The organism is Azospirillum sp. Marseille-Q6669 (assembly GCF_965111635.1).
Genome location: NZ_CBCOOP010000005.1, coordinates 671451 through 691603 on the forward strand (window position 1 = coordinate 671451; position 20153 = coordinate 691603).

At 69.6% G+C, this 20153-nt stretch carries 21 protein-coding genes; 13 read left to right on the forward strand and 8 right to left on the reverse strand.

Annotated features, from left to right (window positions below; translation table 11 throughout):
* The first annotated feature begins 88 nt into the window (after positions 1–88).
* The 3 genes from ACWPXE_RS28480 to ACWPXE_RS28490 all read left to right on the forward strand — a co-directional run bounded on the left by ACWPXE_RS28480 (position 89) and on the right by ACWPXE_RS28490 (position 2920).
* On the forward strand, positions 89–889 hold the full coding sequence (locus ACWPXE_RS28480) for an ABC transporter ATP-binding protein (RefSeq protein WP_454020508.1): 801 nt from the start codon (positions 89–91) through the stop codon (positions 887–889).
* Positions 876–1712 carry an ABC transporter permease gene (locus ACWPXE_RS28485; RefSeq protein ID WP_454020509.1) on the forward strand — a complete coding sequence of 279 codons (837 nt, stop codon included), beginning with the start codon at positions 876–878 and terminating at the stop codon, positions 1710–1712. Before ACWPXE_RS28480 ends, ACWPXE_RS28485 begins: the two co-directional genes overlap by 14 nt.
* An 80-nt stretch (positions 1713–1792) precedes the next feature.
* Positions 1793–2920 carry a UDP-3-O-(3-hydroxymyristoyl)glucosamine N-acyltransferase gene (locus tag ACWPXE_RS28490; RefSeq protein WP_454020510.1) on the forward strand — a complete coding sequence of 376 codons (1128 nt, stop codon included), beginning with the start codon at positions 1793–1795 and terminating at the stop codon, positions 2918–2920.
* A gap of 107 nt (positions 2921–3027) precedes the next feature.
* On the opposite strand, the gene ACWPXE_RS28495 is transcribed toward ACWPXE_RS28490, so the two are convergent.
* Genes ACWPXE_RS28495 through cobS form a run of 3 tightly spaced genes read right to left on the reverse strand, consistent with a single transcriptional unit; the run spans position 3028 to position 4976 of the window.
* Positions 3028–3537, reverse strand: a complete 510-nt coding sequence (locus ACWPXE_RS28495) for a pyridoxamine 5'-phosphate oxidase family protein (protein ID WP_454020511.1) — start codon at positions 3535–3537, stop codon at positions 3028–3030.
* 36 nt (positions 3538–3573) lie between these two features.
* A complete protein-coding gene (locus ACWPXE_RS28500) occupies positions 3574–4200 on the reverse strand; it encodes a histidine phosphatase family protein (protein ID WP_454020512.1) in 627 nt (208 codons plus the stop codon).
* Positions 4197–4976: an adenosylcobinamide-GDP ribazoletransferase gene (gene cobS, locus ACWPXE_RS28505; protein WP_454020513.1), complete on the reverse strand. Its 780-nt coding sequence runs from the start codon at positions 4974–4976 to the stop codon at positions 4197–4199. The genes ACWPXE_RS28500 and cobS overlap by 4 nt, the downstream gene beginning before the upstream one ends.
* Before the next feature lie 174 nt (positions 4977–5150).
* Here cobS and cobT point away from each other — a divergent pair, with 174 nt between their 5' ends.
* Positions 5151–6179, forward strand: coding sequence for a nicotinate-nucleotide--dimethylbenzimidazole phosphoribosyltransferase (gene cobT, locus ACWPXE_RS28510; RefSeq protein WP_454020514.1), 1029 nt, complete (start codon positions 5151–5153; stop codon positions 6177–6179).
* Positions 6180–6289: 110 nt separating this feature from the next.
* Here the strand turns inward: cobT and ACWPXE_RS28515 are convergent, their stop codons facing one another.
* From ACWPXE_RS28515 to ACWPXE_RS28530, 4 genes are all read right to left on the reverse strand, one after another.
* Positions 6290–6859, reverse strand: a complete 570-nt coding sequence (locus ACWPXE_RS28515) for a hypothetical protein (RefSeq protein WP_237904311.1) — start codon at positions 6857–6859, stop codon at positions 6290–6292.
* 48 nt (positions 6860–6907) lie between these two features.
* Positions 6908–8086 (reverse strand): succinyl-diaminopimelate desuccinylase, encoded by a 1179-nt coding sequence (dapE, locus tag ACWPXE_RS28520; protein ID WP_454020515.1) that lies wholly within the window; start codon positions 8084–8086, stop codon positions 6908–6910.
* Between the two features lie 19 nt (positions 8087–8105).
* Positions 8106–8948: a 2,3,4,5-tetrahydropyridine-2,6-dicarboxylate N-succinyltransferase gene (gene dapD / locus ACWPXE_RS28525; protein WP_454020516.1), complete on the reverse strand. Its 843-nt coding sequence runs from the start codon at positions 8946–8948 to the stop codon at positions 8106–8108.
* Between the two features lie 135 nt (positions 8949–9083).
* The gene (locus ACWPXE_RS28530) at positions 9084–9758 is read right to left on the reverse strand and encodes a pyrimidine 5'-nucleotidase (protein ID WP_454020517.1); all 675 of its coding nucleotides are present in this window, start codon (positions 9756–9758) and stop codon (positions 9084–9086) included.
* Between the two features lie 205 nt (positions 9759–9963).
* On the opposite strand from ACWPXE_RS28530, the gene ACWPXE_RS28535 reads away from it, so the two are divergent.
* The 4 genes from ACWPXE_RS28535 to ACWPXE_RS28550 all read left to right on the forward strand — a co-directional run bounded on the left by ACWPXE_RS28535 (position 9964) and on the right by ACWPXE_RS28550 (position 14482).
* Positions 9964–11646: a diguanylate cyclase gene (locus ACWPXE_RS28535; protein WP_454020518.1), complete on the forward strand. Its 1683-nt coding sequence runs from the start codon at positions 9964–9966 to the stop codon at positions 11644–11646.
* A complete protein-coding gene (locus ACWPXE_RS28540) occupies positions 11643–12986 on the forward strand; it encodes a DUF2336 domain-containing protein (RefSeq protein WP_454020519.1) in 1344 nt (447 codons plus the stop codon). Before ACWPXE_RS28535 ends, ACWPXE_RS28540 begins: the two co-directional genes overlap by 4 nt.
* A 26-nt stretch (positions 12987–13012) precedes the next feature.
* Entirely contained in the window at positions 13013–13639 is a 627-nt protein-coding gene (locus ACWPXE_RS28545; RefSeq protein WP_454020520.1) for a hypothetical protein, read from the forward strand.
* Between the two features lie 147 nt (positions 13640–13786).
* Positions 13787–14482, forward strand: a complete 696-nt coding sequence (locus ACWPXE_RS28550) for a hypothetical protein (RefSeq protein ID WP_454020521.1) — start codon at positions 13787–13789, stop codon at positions 14480–14482.
* A gap of 14 nt (positions 14483–14496) precedes the next feature.
* Here the strand turns inward: ACWPXE_RS28550 and ACWPXE_RS28555 are convergent, their stop codons facing one another.
* Positions 14497–15861 (reverse strand): pentapeptide repeat-containing protein, encoded by a 1365-nt coding sequence (locus ACWPXE_RS28555; protein WP_454020522.1) that lies wholly within the window; start codon positions 15859–15861, stop codon positions 14497–14499.
* Positions 15862–16255: 394 nt separating this feature from the next.
* Between ACWPXE_RS28555 and ffh the strand changes: the two genes are divergently transcribed.
* The 5 genes from ffh (at position 16256) to rplS (ending at position 19986) form a co-directional block, all read left to right on the forward strand.
* Positions 16256–17623 (forward strand): signal recognition particle protein, encoded by a 1368-nt coding sequence (gene ffh, locus ACWPXE_RS28560; RefSeq protein ID WP_145625371.1) that lies wholly within the window; start codon positions 16256–16258, stop codon positions 17621–17623.
* A gap of 82 nt (positions 17624–17705) precedes the next feature.
* Positions 17706–18059 (forward strand): 30S ribosomal protein S16, encoded by a 354-nt coding sequence (gene rpsP, locus ACWPXE_RS28565; protein WP_014239325.1) that lies wholly within the window; start codon positions 17706–17708, stop codon positions 18057–18059.
* 97 nt (positions 18060–18156) lie between these two features.
* The gene (gene rimM, locus ACWPXE_RS28570; RefSeq protein WP_454020523.1) at positions 18157–18753 is read left to right on the forward strand and encodes a ribosome maturation factor RimM; all 597 of its coding nucleotides are present in this window, start codon (positions 18157–18159) and stop codon (positions 18751–18753) included.
* Positions 18750–19550 (forward strand): tRNA (guanosine(37)-N1)-methyltransferase TrmD, encoded by an 801-nt coding sequence (trmD, locus tag ACWPXE_RS28575; protein WP_119509113.1) that lies wholly within the window; start codon positions 18750–18752, stop codon positions 19548–19550. The genes rimM and trmD overlap by 4 nt, the downstream gene beginning before the upstream one ends.
* A gap of 40 nt (positions 19551–19590) precedes the next feature.
* Entirely contained in the window at positions 19591–19986 is a 396-nt protein-coding gene (rplS, locus tag ACWPXE_RS28580; protein WP_014239328.1) for a 50S ribosomal protein L19, read from the forward strand.
* Positions 19987–20153: the final 167 nt, after the last annotated feature.

Below are 20153 nucleotides of genomic sequence, written 5' to 3' on the forward strand. Positions count from 1 at the left end.
GCCGCTCTTCCCGCGGCGTCACATCGAATGGCTGGGTGCTGTTTTGCCACTCTGGCGTTTGCACGCCAAGCGGCCATATTCTCCGCCTATGGATCAATGCGCAAAACAGCACGCCATCCGGGCCGTGAATCTGACCAAACGCTACGGCACCGCCCGGTCCGGCGAGGTCACCGCCGTGGACGGCATCTCCTTCACCGTTGCGGCGGGGTCGGTCACCGGGCTTCTCGGCGGCAACGGGGCCGGCAAGACGACGACCATCTCCATGCTGCTCGGGCTGCTGCTGCCGACCTCCGGCACGGTGGAGGTGCTGGGGGTGGACATGGTGCGCCACCGCCACGCGGCGCTGCCCCGCATGAACTTCTCCTCGCCCTATGTGGAGCTGCCGCACCGGCTGACCGTGCGGGAGAACCTGACCGTCTATGGCCACCTCTACGGCCTGAAGGGGGTGAAGCGGCGGGTGGAGGAGCTGGCCGAGCATCTGGAGCTGACCCGCTTCCTGGAGCGCCCCTCCGGCGGGCTGTCGGCCGGGCAGAAGACGCGGGTGGCGCTGGCCAAGGCGCTGCTCAACCGGCCGGAGCTTCTGCTGCTGGACGAACCGACCGCCTCGCTCGACCCCGACACGGCGGACTGGATCCGTACCTATCTGGAGCGCTACCGCCTGGAGTCCGGGGCCACCATCCTGCTCGCCTCCCACAACATGATGGAGGTGGAGCGGATGTGCGACGACGTGCTGATGATGCGCCAGGGGCGGATCGTCGACCGCGGGTCGCCGTCGGGGCTGCTGGCCCGCTATGGCCGGACCTCGCTGGAGGACGTGTTCCTCGACATCGCCCGCGACCGCGCCGGCGCGGAGAACGCCAGCCGGGAGGCCGCCGATGCTGCCGAGTGACGCCGCTGCGATGGTTCACCCGAATCCGGCCTTCTCGCTGCGCCGGGTCGGGGCGATGGTGCTGCGCTACTGGTATCTGCTGCGCGGCTCCTGGCCGCGCTTCCTGGAGCTGGCCTACTGGCCGACCATGCAGATGATCCTGTGGGGCTACATCAACCAGTTCATGGCCTCCTCCAGCACCTGGGTGGCGCAGGGGGCGGGGGTGTTGGTCAGCGCGGTGCTGCTGTGGGACGTGCTGTTCCGCGGCCAGCTCGGCGTGTCGGTGTCCTTCCTGGAGGAGATGTGGTCGCGCAACCTCGGCCACCTCTTCGTCAGCCCGTTGCGCCCCGGCGAATGGGTGGCGGCGCTGTTCGGGATGAGCCTGATCCGCACCGTCATCGGCGTCGTCCCGGCAGCGCTGCTGGCGATTCCGCTGTTCGGCTATTCGCTGTTCGACCTCGGGCTGCCGCTGGCCGGCTTCTTCGCCAACCTGATCGTCTTCGGCTGGTCGCTGGGGCTGGTCATCGTGGCGCTGATCCTGCGCTACGGCATGGGGGCGGAAGGGCTGGCCTGGATCGTCGTCTTCATGCTCGCCCCGGTCAGCGCCGTCTACTACCCGGTCAGCGTGCTGCCGGGCTGGCTGCAATGGGTGGCCCTGTCGCTGCCCTCCGCCCACGTCTTCGAGGGGATGCGCGCCATCCTGTTCGACGGCACCATGCGCTGGGACCATCTGGCCTGGGCGGTGGGGCTGAACGTGCTGTTCATGGGGCTGTGCAGCGCCGCCTTCCTCTATTCCTTCCATCAGGCGCGGGTGCGCGGGGCGCTGCTGCAAACGGGGGAATGACAAAAAGTGCTGGGCCTCGCCAGCACCGGCCCGCCGTGCTAGCGTCCCGGCCTCTTCGGACCGACAGCCAGAGCGCCGCCATGACTCCCGTTTCCCCCGCCGCCCCGGTCACCCTCGCCGAGATCGCCGCCGCCCTGGGCGCGGCGCTGGAGGGCGACGGCACCCTGCAAATCTCCCGCGCCGTCCACCCGTCGGAGGCCGAGGGGCCGGAGGATCTGGCGCTCGCCATGGAAAAGGGCCTGACGGAGCTGCTGGCCAACGGCAAGGCCGTCGCCGCCGTGATCGCGGAAGGGGCGGAGGTGCCGGCCAACCTCAAGGGCTGGATCGTCGTCAAGCGCCCGCGCTTTGCCATGGCCGGTCTGACCACCGTCTTCGAAAAGCCTGTCCATGCCGAGCCGGGTGTCCACCCCGCCGCTTTCGTGGCGCCGGAGGCCATCCTGGGCGCGGGCGTGTCGGTCGGTCCCTTCGCCTATGTCGGGCCGAAGGCGGTGCTGGGCGAGGGCGTGATCGTCATGCCGCACGCCACGGTCGGGGCGGAGGCGGTGATCGGCAAGGATTGCCTGCTGCACCCCGGCGCCCGCATCGGCGAGCGGGTGGTGATGGGCGAGCGCTGCATCATCCACCCCAACGCCGCGGTCGGCAACGACGGCTTCAGCTTCGTGACGCCGGAGCCGGGCAGCGTCGAATCGGCCAAGGCGACGGGTCGGGTGGTCGGCACCAACGTGCTGATCCACCGGGTGAACTCCATCGGCACGGTGATCCTGGGCGACGACGTGGAGATCGGGGCCAACGCCACCATCGACCGCGGCACCATCACGGCGACCCGCATCGGCTCCGGCACCAAGATCGACAACCTCGTGCAGATCGGCCACAACGTGCAGATCGGCACCAACTGCATGCTGTGCGGCCATGTCGGCATCGCCGGCAGCACGACCATCGGCGACCGTGTGGTGCTGGCCGGCAAGGTCGGCGTGGCCGACCATGTGAAGATCGGCAACGACGCGGTGGTGGCGGCGAATTCCGGCGTGGGGACGGACATCCCGGCGAAGGCCGTCTACATGGGCTACCCGGCGGTGCCGCGCGACCGCGCCTTCGACCAGTACAAGGGGCTGGCCCGGCTGAAGCGGATGCACGCGGACGTGACCGATCTGAAGAAGCGGGTCGGGGCGCTGGATGGCGGTGGGAAGCCGGCGGTCGAGGAGGAGTGAGGGGGCGTTTTCCCCCACCCTGACCCTCCCCCGCTGGGCGGGGGAGGGAAGGGGTCCATGCGCAGCATGGGAAGGGTGGGGGCAAAGACTGCCCTGATTGGGCGCCCCTACTGAAACGCGATCTTCGCGTGATCGCCCGGTTTCGGCGGCTCGCCGGTGATCTTCGCTTTCACATAGCCGTAGGCGTAGACCATCGCGCTCGACGGGCTGTCCCAATATTCGGCCCGATCGACGCTGACCTTCAGCAGCGTGAGATCGGGATCGTCCACCCCCTGCGGGAACCAGGTGGACAGAATGTCCCGCCACAGGAAACGGATTTTCTCGCGGTCGCGCACCGTCTCCGCCACTCCCGACACCGACACGTAATCCTGCTTGTCGGGGTCGGCGTAGGACAGGTTGACGCGCCAGTGCGTCTTCAGTTCATGGACCTTCGGTGAGTCGGCCCGCGTAAAGAACCACAAGGTTCCATCGTCGAATCCCGCGTGCGGCAAGGTGGCCATAGGGCGGGAATGTAAAATGCCGTTCTCGTCCAGCGTCGTCATCATGCAGATGCGGACGCCCTTGATCATGCCCCAAAGCTTCTCGGCGGCCTCGCGATCGTCAGCGCTTCTTGCCATGGTCTGACCCTCTATTGGTAGCCCAACGGAGTCCGGTCAACGCCCGCTGCCCGGAAAGGTTCCGAGCGCGTTCAGGGCCGCGACCGACCAGGACCCGTCCCCCTCGTTGGCGTAATGGTCGATCCGCGACAGCGAGAGCGGCGCCACCGCCAGCCGCAGCGCCGCTTGAGGCGTCAGATCCAGGGCGAGCGCCAGCGCCGCGCGGATCGACCCGCCGTGGATGACCGCCACGATGTCGCGCCCGGCGTAGAGGTCGGTCAGCCGGGCGACGACGCCGGCCACCCGCTCCATCACCGCCGCGAAGCTTTCGCCGTCCGGTGGGGCCTCCGCCGCCGGGTCGCTCCAGAATCGGCGGGCCTCCCCGGGATGCAATTCCGCCACATCGTGGTGGGACAGCCCTTCCCAGCGGCCGAAGTCCTGTTCGGCCAGCGCCCGCTCGACCAGCGCCATGTCGCTGCCGGGCAGGCGCAGCGCCGCCGCCGTCTGCCGCGTGCGGCGCAGATGCGAGGTCACCCAGACTGCCTGCGGGGGCAGCCGCGCCGCCAGTGCCGCCAGCGCGTCGGAATCGCCGGTGTCAGCGGCGGGATCGCTTCGCCCGTAGATCACATTTCCCGGATTCGGGACGGGAGCGTGGCGGATGAGCCACCAGCGAGTGTTTTTCATGCAACAGTCGCGGCCAGGGTGAGCAGAACGGCGGCCTCCGCCACCTGCTGGGCGGCGCCGAACACGTCGCCGGTGTGGCCGCCGATCTGCCGCCGTGCCTGCCACGCCACCGCCAGGACGGCTAGCGTGGCCGGGAGGACCGCGGCAGCGGCCAGCCCCTGCAGCGCCGCCACGGCCACGGCCAGCGCCAGCATGAGCGACAGGATCACCGTGCCGGGCGACGGGCGTCCCTGCCGGGCGGCGAGGCCGTCGGCGCGGGCCGGGTCCATGAACCGGGCGATCACCGCCATGCCGCCGCGCGACAGGGCGCCCGAGGCGAGCAGGGCGGGGATGACGAGGCGCGGCTCGGCCAGCGCCGCCAGCGCCGAGGCGCGGACGGCGACCGAGAAGACGATGGCGAGCACGCCGTAGCTGCCGACCCGGCTGTCCCGCATGATCTCCAACTTGCGGGCCTTGTCGCGCCCGCCGCCGAAGCCGTCGGCGACGTCCGCCGCCCCGTCCTCGTGCAGGGCGCCGGTCAGCCAGACCATCGCGCCCAGCGCCAGCAGCGCCGCCGGCAGCGGCGGAAGATGGCCCGTTGCGGCCAGCCCGTAGACGGAGCCGCCGAACAGCCCGACCCCGGCGCCGACCAGGGGGAACCAGCCCATGGCGCGGGCGTGGGCGTCCTCGGCCAGCGGGCCGGACAGGCGCAGGGGCAACCGCGTCAGGAAGACGACGGCCAGCGCCAGATCGGAGTTCCAGCGGGAGAGGGATGGGGCGGGGGAATCTGCGGACATGGCGCTTCGGAGTACGGCAACCCCAGGCCCGCCGCAACGGATAACAGGCCCACAACGGATAACAGACCGGACGAGAGGCGCTTTGACAGCGGGTCGGGAATGGTCCAAGGTCGCGCCGCTTTTTTCATCGCTTCCCGATCACATCCTCTGCCGTCAGCGCCAGGACCCTTCGCCATGAGCAACACGCAGCCCGCCATCACCTTCGAGGAAATCCGCGCGCTGGTGCGCAACCTGCCGGGGCCGGACCTCGACGCCGGCACGGCGGCCCTCCAGCGCGAACGGCAGCTCACCAAGCCGGCGGGCGCGCTTGGCCGGCTGGAGGAGATCGCCCAGTGGATGGCGACGTGGCAGGGCCAGCACCCGGCGGAGGTGCGCCGCCCGCGCGTCGCCGTCTTCGCCGGCAACCACGGCGTCGCCGCGCGCGGCGTCTCGGCCTACCCGGCGGCGGTGACCGCCCAGATGGTCCAGAACTTCCAGAACGGCGGCGCCGCCGTGAACCAGCTCTGCGAGGTGGCCGACTCCGACCTGCGCGTCTACGAGCTGGACCTGGAGACCCCCACCGCCGACTTCACCGAAGGTCCGGCGATGGGCGAGGAGGACTGCTGCCAGGCGATGGCCTACGGCATGATGGCGGTGGAGACGGGCGTCCAGCTTCTGGCGCTCGGCGAGATGGGCATCGGCAACTCCACCGCGGCGGCGGCGCTCTGCCACGCGCTGTTCGGCGGCGAAGCCAAGGACTGGACGGGCCGCGGCACCGGCGTGGACGACGAGGGGCTGGCCCGCAAGGTCGCCGCCGTCGAGGCCGGTCTGGCCGCCAACCCGCAGGCCAAGGACGACCCGTTCGAGGCTCTGCGCTGCTTCGGCGGCTATGAACTGGCGGCCATCGCCGGCGCCATCCTGGCCGCCCGCATGGCGCGGGTGCCGGTGCTGCTCGACGGCTACGCCTGCACGGCGGCGGCGGCGGTGCTGTTCAAGGCCGACCGCCGGGCGCTCGACCATTGCATGGTCGCCCACCGCTCGGTCGAGCCGGGCCACGACCATCTGCTGGCGGCCATCGGCAAGGAGCCGCTGCTCGATCTGGGGATGCGCCTGGGCGAGGGCTCGGGCGCGGCGCTGGCGATCAACATCGTGAAGTCGGCCTGCGCCTGCCACGCCGGCATGGCGACCTTCGCCGACGCGGGCGTCAGCACCCGCGGGGTGTGAGGGAGGCGAGCGTTCTTGCCCCCTCCCCGGCCCTCCCCGTTTGCGCGGGAGAGGGGGCTTGATCCCTCCACCGCGAAGCGGGGAGGGTTAGGGAGGGGGCAAAAGGTCCCTTACAGCAGCCCGTCGGCGAAGTCGGTGATCAGCGCCGACAGGAACAGGTCGAGCAGGACCAGGACCGCCGCCGCGACGCCGGAGATGTCCAGCGCCGTGCGCATGACGAACCACTGGTAGGTCAGCATCGCCAGCATGATGCCGAACACCAGCCCTTCGGAGATCGGGCCGGGCAGAAGCCCCGTGGCGGCCAGGATCACCACCGGCAGATAGATGCCCATCTGCACGACCGACGACCAGTTGTAGGCGCACAGGAAATCGATGTAGCGGTTCTGCCGGTCCAGCAGCCCGCTCACCCCGTGCATGACCACGGGAAAGGCCGTCCAGCTGATGACGTAGGCGATGGCCTCCACCACCACGAGCTGGAACAGCGGCGTGTCCGGCACCTGGCCCCACAGGCGGATCGCCAGCAGCAGCGTCCAGGCCGGGGCGACGATCACCGCGGCGTAGAAGGACTTCCATGCCCCTTCGGGGGTGCGGTCCAGATGCTGCAATCCGGTGGGGTCGAACCGGGCCAGGCGATAGGCGCCGAAGACGGAGGAGGCGACGTCCCGGGCGGTCAGCGGCATGTTGCGGTCACCGGAGGGTGGGGGGGAACGGTCGGAGGGGGCCTTACGTCAACCGATCCGGTCGAAGACGTTCCGCAAAACCTCGCCGTAAATGTCGGTCAGGCGGGTCAGGTCGTCCAGCGCGGTGTGCTCGTCCACCTTGTGCATCGTCTGCCCGACGAGGCCGAACTCGACCACCGGGCAGAAATTCTTGATGAAGCGGGCGTCCGACGTGCCGCCGGTCGTCGAATATTCGGGACGGCGCCCGGTGATGCGCTCCGCGGCGTCCGCCACCAGCTCGGTCAGCGGGCCGGGCGGGGTCAGGAAGCTGTCGCCCGACACGAAATGGTCCAGTTCGTAGGAGCCGCCCACCCCGTCGAGCCGCTCGCGCAGCCACGCCAGCAGCGTGTCGGCGGTGTGCAGGTCGTTGAAGCGGATGTTCAGCGTCGCCTTGCCCTGCGCCGGGATGACGTTGTGCGCCGGGTTGCCGACGTCGATGGTGGTCAGCTCCAGGTTCGACGGCTGGAAATGCGGGGTGCCGGCGTCCAGCGGCTCCGCCGTGATGGCGGCCAGCATGCGGGCCAGCCGGGGCAGCGGGTTGTCGGCCAGATGCGGGTAGGCGACATGCCCCTGCGCGCCGTGGACGGTCAGGAAGGCGGTCATGCTGCCGCGCCGCCCGATCTTGATCATGTCGCCCAGCGCCTTGGGGTTGGTCGGCTCCCCGACCACGCAGGCGTCGAGCGTTTCACCCTTGGCCTGCAGCCAGTCCAGCACCTTGCGGGTGCCGTTGATGGCGACCCCCTCCTCGTCCCCGGTGATCAGCAGGCTGATCGAGCCCTTGGGCGCGCCGCCTGCCTTAATATGGCGGGCCGCGGCGGCGACGAAGGCGGCGATCGCCCCCTTCATGTCCACCGCGCCGCGGCCGTAGAGGCGGCCGTTGTGGATCTCCCCGGCGAAGGGGTCGATGGACCAGCCCTTCAGCTCGCCGGGGGGCACCACGTCGGTGTGCCCGGCGAAGCAGAAGTTCGGCCCCTCCGTGCCCAGGCGGGCGTAGAGGTTGTCCACCGGCGCCGTGCCCTCCTCCTCGAACCGCAGGCGGTGGCAGACGAAGCCCAGCGGCGCCAGCGCCGCCTCCAGGACGCCCAGGGCGCCGCCGTCCTCGGGCGTCACGCTGGGGCAGCGGATCAGGGCCTGCGCCACCGCGACGGGATCGCAAGGGTCGAAGGAGGGAGCGGCGGCGGTGGTCATCGTGGCGTCTTCCCCGGCGTCAGTCGCGCAGCAGGTCGTTGATGGAGGTCTTGGCGCGGGTCTGCTCGTCCACGCGCTTCACGATCACGGCGCAATAGAGGCCCGGGCCCGGCGTGCCGTCGGGCAGCGGCTTGCCCGGCAGGGTGCCCGGCACCACGACGGAGTAGGCCGGGACGCGGCCGACGAAGACCTCGCCGGTGTTGCGGTCGATGATCTTGGTCGAGGCGCTGATGAAGACGCCCATGGACAGCACGGCGCCGCGCTCCACGATCACGCCCTCGACCACCTCGGAGCGGGCGCCGACGAAGCAATCGTCCTCGATGATGACCGGGTTGGCCTGGAGCGGCTCGAGCACGCCGCCGATGCCGACGCCACCCGACAGGTGGACGTTCCGGCCGATCTGCGCGCAGGAACCGACGGTGACCCAGGTGTCCACCATGGTGCCGCTGTCGACATAGGCGCCGACGTTGACGAAGCTGGGCATCAGGATGACGTTCGGCGCGACGTAGGCGGAGCGGCGGACGACCGCGCCCGGAACGGCGCGGAAGCCGGCGACCTGGAACTGGGCCTCGGACCACCCTTCGAACTTCGGCGGCACCTTGTCGTACCAAGAGGCGCCACCCGGCGCGCCGGGGATCGTCTCGTTGGCGTTCAGGCGGAAGGACAGCAGGACCGCCTTCTTCAACCACTGGTTCACGACCCAGCCGGCGTCCGTCTTCTGCGCGACGCGCAGGTCGCCGGAGTCGAGGCCGGACAGGGCCTCCTCCACGGCGTCGCGGACGGCGCCCTTGGTCGAAACATTCAGGGTGTCGCGGGTTTCCCACGCGGCGTTGACGGCGGATTCGAGGCTGGCGTGGCTCATGGCGGCATTCGCTGGGCTGTCTGTTCGAGGGTTCGGAACATGGGCCGCGCCGCGCCGCCTTGTCAACGTTGCCTTGTTCTCAATGGGTTCTTAAAGGGTTCCTACGGGGGGAAGGCGGGGCCTTGCGGCCGCCGCTCAGCCCGCGATCTCCTCCAGCCAGGCCGGCAGGTCGTCCACGGTGTGGTCGATGTGGCTGCCGGTGCCGACTCCGCCCCCGTCGGGGCGGGACCAGTCGGCTTCGCTGCGCACCCACACCGTCGTCATGCCCAGGGCGTGGGCGGGGACGAGGTTGCGGGCGATGTCCTCCACCATGCAGGCGCGGGCGGGGTCGATGCCGTAGTGATCCAACAGGATGTCGTAGGGGCGCGGATCGGGCTTGGGCACGTAGCCGGCCTCGACAATGCCGAAGGTCGCCTCGAAGCAGCCGTCGATGCCCAGCTGCCGAGTCACGTTCTCGGCGTGGCGGACGGAGCCGTTGGTGTAGATGATCTTGCGCCCCGGCAGCCGGTTGAGCGCGTCCGCCATGCTGGGGCAGGGTGCCACCGGGCTGACGTCGATGTCGTGGACGTAATCCAGGAAGGGCACCGGATCGACGTCGTGCTCCACCATCAGGCCACGCAGCGTCGTCCCGTGCTCCCGGAAGAAGCGCTTCTGCATGACGCGCGCCTCGTCGTAGGTGATTCCGAAATGCCCGGCGATGAAATCGCCGATGCGCCGGTCCACCTGGGCGAACAGGTTGCAGGAAGCGGGATAGAGGGTGTTGTCGAGGTCGAAGATCCAGACCCCGGTGTCGCGAAGGGAAGCCATCATGGCCTGAACAATGGGGCTTCGCCGGTCCGCCCGCAAGCCGCTTCGCCGCATGGCCCGTTTCCGCTCCGGAGCGGCGGTGCTTTCAATGAGTGGTTGCGTATGGCAGGTGCCCGGACCGCTTGAAGAAAGATTCGGCGAGGAAACGCATTTTTCCGGTATACTCCGCCCCGCGCAGTCTCAGGTTCGCACCGTGTCCGCAGACCCAATGTCCGAAGTTCCGCCGGCCAACCCGCCCGGCGCCATCCTTACCCCCACGCTCCTGGCCGCATTCCCCGGTCCGGCGATCCGGTTGGATTCCGCTCACGCGGTTGCCGCCGCGAACGCCGCCGCGGACGAGCTGCTGTCCGCCGGCGGACGCTGGCTCGCGGACATCCAGGGGTGGCTGGCGACGTGCAGCGTCGCGCCGGGCCTGCGCTCCCTTCCCGTGGAGTTGCCGCGTGGCGTGATGATCGTCGAATGGGCCGCCACCCCGCTGCCCGACGGGGACATCCTGCTGCTTGGACGCGACGCCACGCTGGAGCGGCAGCTCCGCCAGACGCTGATCGAGTCGCGCCGCCGCTACAAGGATCTCGTCGAGGTTTCGAGCGATTTTGCCTGGGAAACAGGCAGCGACGGCCGATTCGTGTTCGTCACGCCCAAGGGCGCGCTGGGCTACAGCTCGGATGCGTTGATTGGTCGCAACCCTAAGGATCTGGCGGTGACCGAGTGGGGCGACCTGCCGTTGCCGTTCGACAGCCGCCGTCCCGTCGATCAGGCGGAGCTGTGGCTGAAGCGGGTGGACGATCTGCCCGCCTGTTTCGTGGTGTCGGCGGTGCCGCTGTTCGGCCCGCAGGGAGAATGGATGGGGGCGCGCGGCGTCTGCCGCGAAACGACGGAGCAGGTGCTGCGTTCCGCCGAGCTGGCACGGGTGCGCAACCGCGAAAAGATGCTCGCCCACATCGTCCACACGTTGCGCGACCAGCTCGACGCCCAGAAGGCGCTGCACGTCGCCGCGGTGGAAACCGCGCGTGCGCTGGGCGCCGACGGCTGCCGCATCTACCGCGCGACGGAAACGGGCGCCCTGCGTCCCGCCGCCGATTTCGCCGCGGAGATCCCGGAGGAACTGCTCTCCGACCTGTCGCGCCCCGTTCTGGAGGAGATCGCCGGCAGCGAGGACCCGCATGAGCTGACCCTGGGGGCGAACCGGCTGTTGGCCGCCCGGACGGAACACCGTCAGGCGGTGAACGGCGCCGTGGTGATCTGGCGCGGTGACGATTCCGATCCGTGGGACGACGAGGACCGGATGCTGCTGTCCGGCGTGGCCGACCACATCGGCATCGCCCACGCGCATCTGGCCTATCAGGAGCGGCTGCGCCGTCTGTCGGAGCGCGACGGGCTGACCGGCCTGTTCAACCGCCGCACCTTCTTCGAGCGGCTGGACGAGGTGCTCGGCCGTTCGGACACAGGGCCGTCCGCGCTGCTCTACGTGGACCTCGACAATTTCAAGGCCGTGAACGACCTGCATGGGCATCAGCAGGGCGACGCCGTGCTGAAGGCCATCGGCGGGCTGCTGACCAAAGGCGTCCGGCCCGGCGACCTGCCGGGGCGGCTGGGCGGCGACGAGTTCGTCCTGTGGCTGGGCCGCACCGACGAGGAGCAGGCGGTGGTGGTGGCCGAACGGCTGCTGGCCGGGATGGTCGCGCTGCGCCATCTCTCCGCCGGTCCGGACAAGCCGCTGGGCCTGTCCATCGGCATCGCCGTGCACCGGGTGGGGGGCGAGACCGTGCAGGAGCTGACCGACCGCGCCGACTCGGCGATGTACGACGCCAAGAAGCGCGGGAAAGGCCATTACGCCGTCGCTCCGGCTCCCAAGGGGGAAAGCTCTGCCGTGGCGGAGGCGTCCCTATGACCATCCGCGGCGACCACGCCGATCCCCAGCTTCTCGACCCCGCCGATTACGAGGCGGCCAAGCAGATGGCGCGCAGCGCCGACCCGGCGGTGCGCCGCCGCGTCGCCGCGTCGCCCGAGACCCGGCCGGAGCTGCTCTATTTCCTGGCCGCCGACGCGGCGGCGGAGGTGCGTGAGGCCATCGCCACCAACGCCGGCACGCCGCGGCAGGCCGACCTGATGCTGGCCACCGACCGGGAGGTCGCGGTGCGCGGCGCCCTGGCGCAGAAGGTCGCCCGGCTGCTGCCCGACCTGTCCGCCGACCAAGCGTCGCAGATCGAGCGGCTGACGCTGGAGTGCCTGGAGGCGCTGGCCCGCGATCAGGCGACGGAGGTGCGCGGCATCCTGTCGGAGGCGCTGAAGGAGCTGCCCGGCGCGCCGCACGGCGTCATCAACACGCTGGCCCGCGACGTGGAGCTGTCGGTCTGCGCTCCGGTCCTGCAATTCTCGCCGATCCTGACCGACGAGGATCTGGCCGACATCATCATGCGCGGGCCGGTGGCCGGCGCCCTGTCGGCGATCGCCGGGCGCAAGCAGATATCGGCCTCCGTCGCCGACGCCATCGCGCGGTCCGACGACGAGGCGGCGATGACCGCCCTGCTCGCCAACCCCTCGGCCCAGATCCGCGAAGAGACGCTGGACCGCATCCTCGACCAGGCGCCGCAGCACGAGCCCTGGCACGCCCCGCTGGTGCGCCGGCCGCGCCTGCCGGCCCGCGCCGTGGCGCGTCTGGCGAGCTTCGTCGCCGACAACCTGCTGAAGGTCCTGCGGGAGCGCACCGACCTCGACCCCGCCGCCGCCCGCGCCCTGGCCGAGGGCGTGCGGGCGCGCGTCAACCGCGGGGCCGGGGGCAACGGCGGCGGTGGAGCCGGCGTGGCCCGCGGCCTCGTCGATTTCGGGGAGGAGGAGCTTGGCCATCTGCCGGGCGACAAGGACAAGGCGGCCGAACGCCCATCCGACAAGGCGGCCCGGCTGAACAAGGAAGGCAAGCTGACGGAGAAGCTGCTGGAAGGCGCGCTGGCGGAGGGCGACCGCGCCTTCGTCCTGGCCGGGCTGAGCGAACTGGCGCAGCTTCCCATGCCGATCATCGACCGCATCATCGGCACCCACGCCCCGCGCGCCGTCACCTCCCTGGTGTGGCGCTGCGGCCTGTCGATGCGCTTCGCCCGGCAGGTGCAATTGCGCATCGCCCAGATTCCGCCAAAAACCGCGCTTATGGCAAAGGAAGGCGTCCTTTACCCGATGTCCGACGACGAGATGCGCTGGCAGCTCGCCTTCTTCGGGGTCGAGGAGAAAGTCTGACGCCGCGCCACCACACGGACCCGTCCATGCGCGCCCTGGCTCTGCTGCTGTTGTTTCTCGGTTTTTCCATACCGGCCTTCGCCGCTCCGCCGCCCGCCTCCCCCGAGGAGCGGGAGGTCGCGGCGGTCTTCGAAAGCGCCCGCTCCGCCCTGGCGCAGAAGCGCGGCGCGGCGGTCGTCCCGCTGCTGTCCCGCGCGTCGGTCGACAAGCTGGAGCAGGTGCGCGGCGTCGCCCGCAGCGGCAACGACTCCGGACTCGCCAAGCTGGAGCCGGCGGAGAGGTTCGCCGCCATGGGCTTGCGCCGCTATGTCAGCCCGGCCGACCTGCGCCGTATGTCGCTCGGCGAACTGGCCGATCACGGCATGAAGAACGGCTGGCTCGGCCCCAACGTGATCGGCAGCAGCGGGCTCGGCCCGGTGCGGGTGCGCGGCGACCGCGCCTCCGCCCTGCTGATGGTCGACAACCGCCCGGCGCTGGTTCCCGCCGACTTCGTGCGCGAGGGCGGGGCGTGGAAGATCGACCTGACTGGCGTCTTCAGTTTCGGCAGTCAAATGCTGAAGGGCTTCGCCGCCATGTCGGGCAAGAGCGACGAGGCCTACATCGAGGACATGCTGCAGAAGCTGCCGGCCAAACCGGCGATGATGCACCGCTGACCGACCAGACGGGCGCGGCTGTGCTAGCGCGGACAGGCAGGGGATGACGCGTTGCGCGTTACACCTCCTGCGACGGGGTGGGCCGTTGCGCGGAATCCAGGGATTGCGTTAGAGTCGCGCCACACGCACGACGCGTTGGTGCCCCTCATGACCGCTCCGGATGGCTATCCCTTCGCCGCGCTGACCGAAGCGGACGCCGGGTTCTTCCCGGCGGCCAGGAGCGTCGGCGTTCCGCCCGCCATCCCCTACCGGGTTTCCTGTGCTCCCGCTTTCGCAGCGGCGGTGGTCCGTCTGGCCGCCAAGCGCGGAACCGATCTGTCGGCGCTCGCCGCCGCCGCGCTGCTGCTGGCGCCCGACCGCAGGTCGGACCCGGGGGCACCGGACGAGGGCGCGGAGCGGGCGGTGCTGGACCTGCGGCTGCCGCCCGGCCACAGCGACGCGGCGATCCGCCGGGCGCTGGCGGCGGCGCTGGCACTGGCCGAACCCGGCTGCCGGCTGATGCCCGCCGAGGAGGCAGGGCGGCTGGAGGGTGCCGTGGAAACGCTGACCTACCGCAACAAGGCGCTGGCCCACGCGCTGGAGCGGGTGTCCTTCCGCCCGCTGGACGGCAAGCTGACCCAGGTGCGCGACGCCGCGCAGATGTTCGGCTTCGTCAATGAATGGTGCTTCGACGAGGACCGGGTGGTGAAGCGCTTCCGCGAGCTGGCCCCGGTCTATCACCCGGACACCGGGGTGGTCGCCTGCCGCGACCGCATGGCCCAGCTGATCGACGCGCGCAACCTGCTGATCAACCACGTCCGCACCGCCTACCGCTCCGGTCCCTGGACGCAGCGGCGGTCCTAGAGTCCGGGAAAGGATCAGGTCCCGGTCATCTCCTCGATCCCGATGGCGTCGGTCAGGCTGGTGCCGTCCAGAACCGTTCCGTCGAGGTCGGCGCCGGTCAGGTCGGTGCCGGTCAGGTCGGCCTCGCTCAGGTTGGCGCCGCGCAGGTCCGCCCCGGCGAGGTTGGCGCCGGACAGGTTCACCTTGCGCAGATCGGCGTCCTTCAGGACGGCCATGCCCATGCGGGCACGCTGGAGGTTGGCCCGCCAGACGTGGCTGCTCGACCCCTGGATGTGCACGGGGCCGAGCTGCGCCTCGGTCAGGTTGGCGCCGGTCAGGGTCGCGCGCTCGAAATTGACGCCGCGCAGGTCGGCCTTGGTGAAGTTCACCTTGCGCAGGTCCGACAGCGACAGGTCGGCGATGGCCAGCGAGGTGCCCATCATCGACGCGCCGCGTAGCGTGATGCATTGCAAGATACCGGCCGACAGGTTGATGCCGTCGAGGTTGCGCCCCGAAAGGTCGAGCGAGGAGAGGTCGGCGCGCTTGCCTTCCTTGCCGCCGCTGTCGATCCAGGAGACGTGCAGGGTCAGGATGTCGCGCAGGTCGTCGTCCGGATTCTCCAGAACCTTCGCCATCACCGCGGCGGACAGGTTGGGCGAGCGGAGCTGGGCCGCGTCCAGAATGGCGCCGATCAGGTTGGCGTTGGTGAAGTTGGCGCGCCCGATGGCGCAATTGGTCATCACCGCGCCGGACAGCCGGGCGCCGGACAGGTTGGCCTCCGACAGGTCGGCGTCGGTCAGGTCGCAGCCCGTCAGGTTGGAGTTGGTCAGATTGGCCCGCATGAACTTGGTGCCGCGCAGGATCGCGTCGGTCAGGTCGGTCTGCATGACGAAGGCGTTCGCCACCTTGGCCCGCGACAGGTCGGCGCCGCGGATGACCGCCGCCGTCAGCTCCGAGGTCAGGACGGAGTCCTCGAAGTTGTGCGGCATCATCTCGCCCGACGGGCTGTAATGCAGCAGCGTGCCGTCGCGCAGGTCCACCTCGACCAGCATGGCTTCCGACAGCACGGCGCCACGCAGGCAGGCGCCGCGCAGGTCGGCGCGGCGCAGGTCGGCCTTCTCCAGGTTCGCCAGCCGCAGGTCGGCGGCGTAGAGGTTCGCGTTGGTCAAATTGGCCCGGGTCAGCCGGGCGCTGAACAGCTTCGCCCCGGACAGGTCGGCGTCGGACAGGTCGATGCCGGACAGGTCCAGATGCGACAGGTCGCGCATCTTCAGGTTCGCGCGCACACCGCCCGGCTGGCTTTTCCGGAAAGCCTGATGCCGGAGCAGGATCGTGTTCAGCTGACTCTGCGTCAGCTTCGTGCGCGGCGTGTTCGTTCCGAAGCCTTGCGCGGGGGGCATCAGGGAAATCCCGGGTTGGAGTCGCGGCACACTCTAAAGGGGAGCCGCGAAGAAAAAGTTAACAATCGCTAACGCTTTATTCAAGTACGCCTCGAATGCGTTCTATCGCGGGCGCTGTTCCCGGGCCGCAAAGCCCTTGGTTGTGTAAGGAAATAGTGGCCCTTCGCGGGGCGTTGCGCAAGAGGGTCCAGCGGGGCGTGGTTGTTGGGTTGTTGACTCCGCCCCCCACGATGCGTATGGTCCGCCGACCTGCATCCGTCGAGCCATCGACCGGGTACCATCGGCCTGCGTGCCGGGGACCTCCGCCAGTCCGCGAGTTTCGCGCACTGGCTCGTTTGTGCTTGAGCCGATCGCGTTCGAGCGGATGGAGACCGAAACTGAGGACCGCTGACCCATGTTCGATGGCCTGACCGGACGCCTGGGCGACATCTTCGACAAGCTGCGCCGCCGCGGCGCGCTGAGCGAGGAGGACGTCAACGCCGCGCTGCGCGAGGTGCGCGTGGCGTTGCTGGAGGCCGACGTCGCCCTGCCGGTGGTCAAGCAGTTCGTCAACCAGGTCAAGGAACGCGCGATCGGCCAGGAGGTCCTGCGCTCGATCACCCCCGGCCAGCAGGTCATCAAGATCGTCCACGACAACCTTGTGGAGATGCTGGGGCAGGGCGAGGAGATCAACCTCAACGCCGCCGCCCCCGTGCCGATCCTGATGGTCGGCCTGCAGGGCTCGGGCAAGACCACCAGCACAGCCAAGATCGCGCTGCGCCTGAAGAACCGGGATCGCAAGAAGGTCCTGATGGCCTCGCTGGACGTGCGCCGTCCGGCGGCCCAGGAGCAGCTGAAGGTCCTCGGCGAGCAGACCGGCGTCGCCACGCTGCCGATCGTTCCCGGCCAGGACCCCGTCGCCATCGCGCGGCGCGCCATCGAGACCGGCCGGCGCGAAGGCTACGACGTGGTCATGCTCGACACCGCCGGCCGCCTGTCCATCGACGAGGAGTTGATGGCCGAGGTCGCGGCCGTGCGCGACGCGACCAAGCCGGCGGAGACGCTGCTGGTCGCCGACGCCATGACCGGCCAGGACGCGGTGACGGTCGCCACCAACTTCAACGACAAGGTCGGCATCACCGGCATCATGCTGACCCGCGTGGACGGCGACGCCCGCGGCGGTGCCGCCCTGTCGATGCGCCAGATCACCGGCAAGCCGATCAAGCTGCTGGGCATGGGCGAGAAGATCGACGCCCTGGAGGCCTTCCACCCCGACCGCATCGCCGGCCGCATCCTCGGCATGGGCGACGTCGTGTCGCTGGTCGAGAAGGCCGCCGAGAGCATCGACAAGGAAGAGGCCGAGAAGCTCGCCCGCAAGATGGAGAAGGGCCAGGGCTTCGACCTCGACGACATGGCCTCCCAGCTCAAGCAGCTGCGCAAGATGGGCGGCATGTCCGGCCTGATGGGCATGCTGCCGGGCATCGGCAAGATCAAGAACCAGCTCAAGGACGCGAACATCGACGACGGGGTGATCAAACGCCAGGAGGCGATCATCTCCTCGATGACGAAGAAGGAGCGCAAGCACCCCGAGCTCATCAAGGCGTCGCGCCGCAAGCGCATCGCCGCCGGCTCCGGCACCAGCGTGCAGGAGGTGAACAAGCTGCTCAAGCAGTACGACACCATGCGCGGCATGATGAAGCAGGTCCAGAAGCTGGGGCAGAAAGGGCTGATGCGCCACGGGCTGCAGAGCCTCCTGCCGAAGAATTTCCGGGGACCGAACTGATCCCCGGCGAAAGCAACCGCGCGATGAGCGCGATCACGTTCAACCGCCTATCAAGCGACTACACCAAGGAAGCGACTGTCCCATGTCCCTGAAGATCCGTCTGGCCCGTGGCGGCGCCAAGAAGCGTCCGTTCTACTCGATCGTCGTTGCCGACGCCCGCAGCCCGCGCGACGGCCGCTTCATCGAGAAGATCGGCACCTACAACCCGATGCTGCCGCGCGAGCACGAGCAGCGCATCGTCCTGGATGCCGAGCGCGCCAAGCATTGGCTGTCGGTCGGCGGCCAGCCGACGGACCGCGTCGCCCTGTTCCTGGCGAACGCCGGCCTGATCGCCAAGCCGGAAATCCGCGAGACCCCGAAGAAGTCCGCCCCGAAGGCCAAGGCGCAGGAGCGTCTGAAGGCCGAGGCCGCCGCCAAGGCCGCCGCCGAGGGCTGATAAAGGGAACGCTCCTCGCCCCCACCCTGACCCTCCCCCGCTTCGCAGGGGAGGGTCAGGGTGGGGGCAGCGAGCCCGCAACGCACACGCTCAAGCCATGTCCACAAAAGTCTGCGTCGGCCAATTCGCCGGGGCGCACGGCGTCCGCGGCCTCGTGAAGGTGAAAAGCTTCACCGAGGATGCGCAAGCCGTGGCGTCCTACGGCCCCCTCTCGGACGAGCGGGGCGCCCGGCGCTTCGCGCTGACGCTTCAGGGCACCATGAAGGACCTGTTCCTGGTCCGCGTCGATGGCGTCGCCACGCGCGAACAGGCGCAGGAGCTGACCGGTGTCCGGCTCTATGTGGACCGTTCCGCCCTGCCCGAGACGGAGGACGAGGACGAGTTCTACCACGCCGACCTGATCGGCCTGCGTGCGGAACTCGCCGACGGCACCGTCTGGGGCATGGTGAAGGCGCTGTACGACTTCGGAGCCGGTGACGTGCTGGAGATCCGCACGGAATCGGGGCCGCTGGAGATGCTGCCCTTCACCCGCGCCTGCGTTCCGGTGGTCGATGTGAAGGGAGGCCGCGTCGTGGTCGATCTTCCCGCGGTCATCGAAGCGCGCGAAGGCGAGGCGGAAAAGGACGGAGAGGACGCGCCGGACGGCGCGGGTGTCGCTGAAGACGACGTTGAAAACAAGGGAACCCGCCCGTGAATCACGGCGCTTCCGGTTCTCTTGTCTGGACGGCCAAGGTTCTGACGCTATTCCCGGAGATGTTTCCGGGTCCGCTGGGGCTCAGCCTCGCGGGAAAGGCGCTGGAAAATGGAGTCTGGGCGTTGGAATCAGTGGACATTCGCTCGTTCGCGCGCGATAAACACCGCTCCGTCGACGACACCCCCTTCGGCGGAGGGGCCGGCATGGTCATGCGGCCCGACGTGCTGGACGCGGCTCTGACCGCGACGGCGGGTCCTCCGGGCACTCCTGGACGCGGACGGGCGATCTACCTGTCGCCTCGCGGACGGGTGCTCGACCAGGAGCTGGTCAAGGAGCTGGCGGCCACCCCGGTGGTCACCCTGCTCTGCGGCCGGTACGAAGGGGTGGATGAGCGGGTGCTGGACGCGCACGGCCTTGAGGAGGTCAGCCTCGGGGATTTCGTGCTGTCCGGCGGCGAGACCGCCGCCCTGTGCCTGATCGACGCCGTGGTGCGCTTGCTCCCCGGTGTCATGGGCAATGTGGAGACGGCGGGCGAGGAAAGTTTCGAACGGGGGTTGCTCGAATACCCCCACTACACCCGGCCCGCGGTCTGGACCGACGGGCAGGGTGTGGAACGGTCGGTCCCGGACATTCTGTTGTCCGGCCACCACGAGAAGGTTCGCGCCTGGCGGCTCGCCGAGGCGGAGCGGATCACGCAGGCCCGGCGACCGGACCTGTGGGACCGCTACGAGGCGGGCAGGAAGGCCGAGGGTCAGATTGGAAAACGGGGTCGCCGGCGCGGCCCGAAACCAGAGTGACGGTCCGCCGCGAGGCGCACCGATGGAAAGGGGTAGTGTCATGAACCTGTTGCAGCAGCTCGAGCAGGAGCAGATCGAGAAGGCCCTCGGCGGCAAGACCATTCCCGTGTTCTCGCCGGGCGACACCGTCCGCGTGAACGTGAAGGTGGTCGAGGGCACGCGCGAGCGTGTCCAGGCTTACGAGGGCGTCGTGATCGCCCGCCGGAACGCCGGCGTGAACTCGTCCTTCACCGTCCGCAAGATCAGCTACGGCGAGGGTGTGGAGCGCGTGTTCCCGCTCTACTCCCCGCGTCTGGAGTCGATCGAGCTGGTCCGCAAGGGCGCCGTCCGCCGCGCCAAGCTGTACTATCTGCGCGACCGTCGCGGCAAGTCGGCCCGTATCGCCGAACGCACGACCGGCCGCGGCATGAACAACACGAAGGCCGCCGCGGAGTAATCCGGCGCCCTTTCGTTCGGTACGCCTAAACCAGCACCCGCCCGGAGCGATCCGGGCGGGTGTTTGGCGTTGGGGACGTCGTTGCGTTGACGCCCCCCTCCCGACCTCCCCCCGCTTTCGCAGGGGGAGGAGAAAAGCCCTCCCCTGCGAAAGCGGGGGAGGGTTGG

What these genes read in the sequence shown, in the direction of transcription:
- dapD (WP_454020516.1), bottom strand. Translation starts at nt 8,948, where the DNA reads ATGAGCCACGCCAGCCTCGAATCCGCCGTCAACGCCGCGTGGGAAACC.
- ACWPXE_RS28555 (WP_454020522.1), bottom strand. Translation starts at nt 15,861, where the DNA reads ATGCCCCCCGCGCAAGGCTTCGGAACGAACACGCCGCGCACGAAGCTG.
- ACWPXE_RS28480 (WP_454020508.1), top strand. Translation starts at nt 89, where the DNA reads ATGGATCAATGCGCAAAACAGCACGCCATCCGGGCCGTGAATCTGACC.
- rpsP (WP_014239325.1), top strand. Translation starts at nt 17,706, where the DNA reads ATGTCCCTGAAGATCCGTCTGGCCCGTGGCGGCGCCAAGAAGCGTCCG.
- ACWPXE_RS28495 (WP_454020511.1), bottom strand. Translation starts at nt 3,537, where the DNA reads ATGGCAAGAAGCGCTGACGATCGCGAGGCCGCCGAGAAGCTTTGGGGC.
- rimM (WP_454020523.1), top strand. Translation starts at nt 18,157, where the DNA reads ATGTCCACAAAAGTCTGCGTCGGCCAATTCGCCGGGGCGCACGGCGTC.
- ACWPXE_RS28540 (WP_454020519.1), top strand. Translation starts at nt 11,643, where the DNA reads ATGACCATCCGCGGCGACCACGCCGATCCCCAGCTTCTCGACCCCGCC.
- ACWPXE_RS28545 (WP_454020520.1), top strand. Translation starts at nt 13,013, where the DNA reads ATGCGCGCCCTGGCTCTGCTGCTGTTGTTTCTCGGTTTTTCCATACCG.
- ACWPXE_RS28500 (WP_454020512.1), bottom strand. Translation starts at nt 4,200, where the DNA reads ATGAAAAACACTCGCTGGTGGCTCATCCGCCACGCTCCCGTCCCGAAT.
- ACWPXE_RS28530 (WP_454020517.1), bottom strand. Translation starts at nt 9,758, where the DNA reads ATGATGGCTTCCCTTCGCGACACCGGGGTCTGGATCTTCGACCTCGAC.
- dapE (WP_454020515.1), bottom strand. Translation starts at nt 8,086, where the DNA reads ATGACCACCGCCGCCGCTCCCTCCTTCGACCCTTGCGATCCCGTCGCG.
- ACWPXE_RS28535 (WP_454020518.1), top strand. Translation starts at nt 9,964, where the DNA reads ATGTCCGAAGTTCCGCCGGCCAACCCGCCCGGCGCCATCCTTACCCCC.
- rplS (WP_014239328.1), top strand. Translation starts at nt 19,591, where the DNA reads ATGAACCTGTTGCAGCAGCTCGAGCAGGAGCAGATCGAGAAGGCCCTC.
- ACWPXE_RS28490 (WP_454020510.1), top strand. Translation starts at nt 1,793, where the DNA reads ATGACTCCCGTTTCCCCCGCCGCCCCGGTCACCCTCGCCGAGATCGCC.
- ffh (WP_145625371.1), top strand. Translation starts at nt 16,256, where the DNA reads ATGTTCGATGGCCTGACCGGACGCCTGGGCGACATCTTCGACAAGCTG.
- cobT (WP_454020514.1), top strand. Translation starts at nt 5,151, where the DNA reads ATGAGCAACACGCAGCCCGCCATCACCTTCGAGGAAATCCGCGCGCTG.
- ACWPXE_RS28550 (WP_454020521.1), top strand. Translation starts at nt 13,787, where the DNA reads ATGACCGCTCCGGATGGCTATCCCTTCGCCGCGCTGACCGAAGCGGAC.
- cobS (WP_454020513.1), bottom strand. Translation starts at nt 4,976, where the DNA reads ATGTCCGCAGATTCCCCCGCCCCATCCCTCTCCCGCTGGAACTCCGAT.
- ACWPXE_RS28485 (WP_454020509.1), top strand. Translation starts at nt 876, where the DNA reads ATGCTGCCGAGTGACGCCGCTGCGATGGTTCACCCGAATCCGGCCTTC.
- ACWPXE_RS28515 (WP_237904311.1), bottom strand. Translation starts at nt 6,859, where the DNA reads ATGCCGCTGACCGCCCGGGACGTCGCCTCCTCCGTCTTCGGCGCCTAT.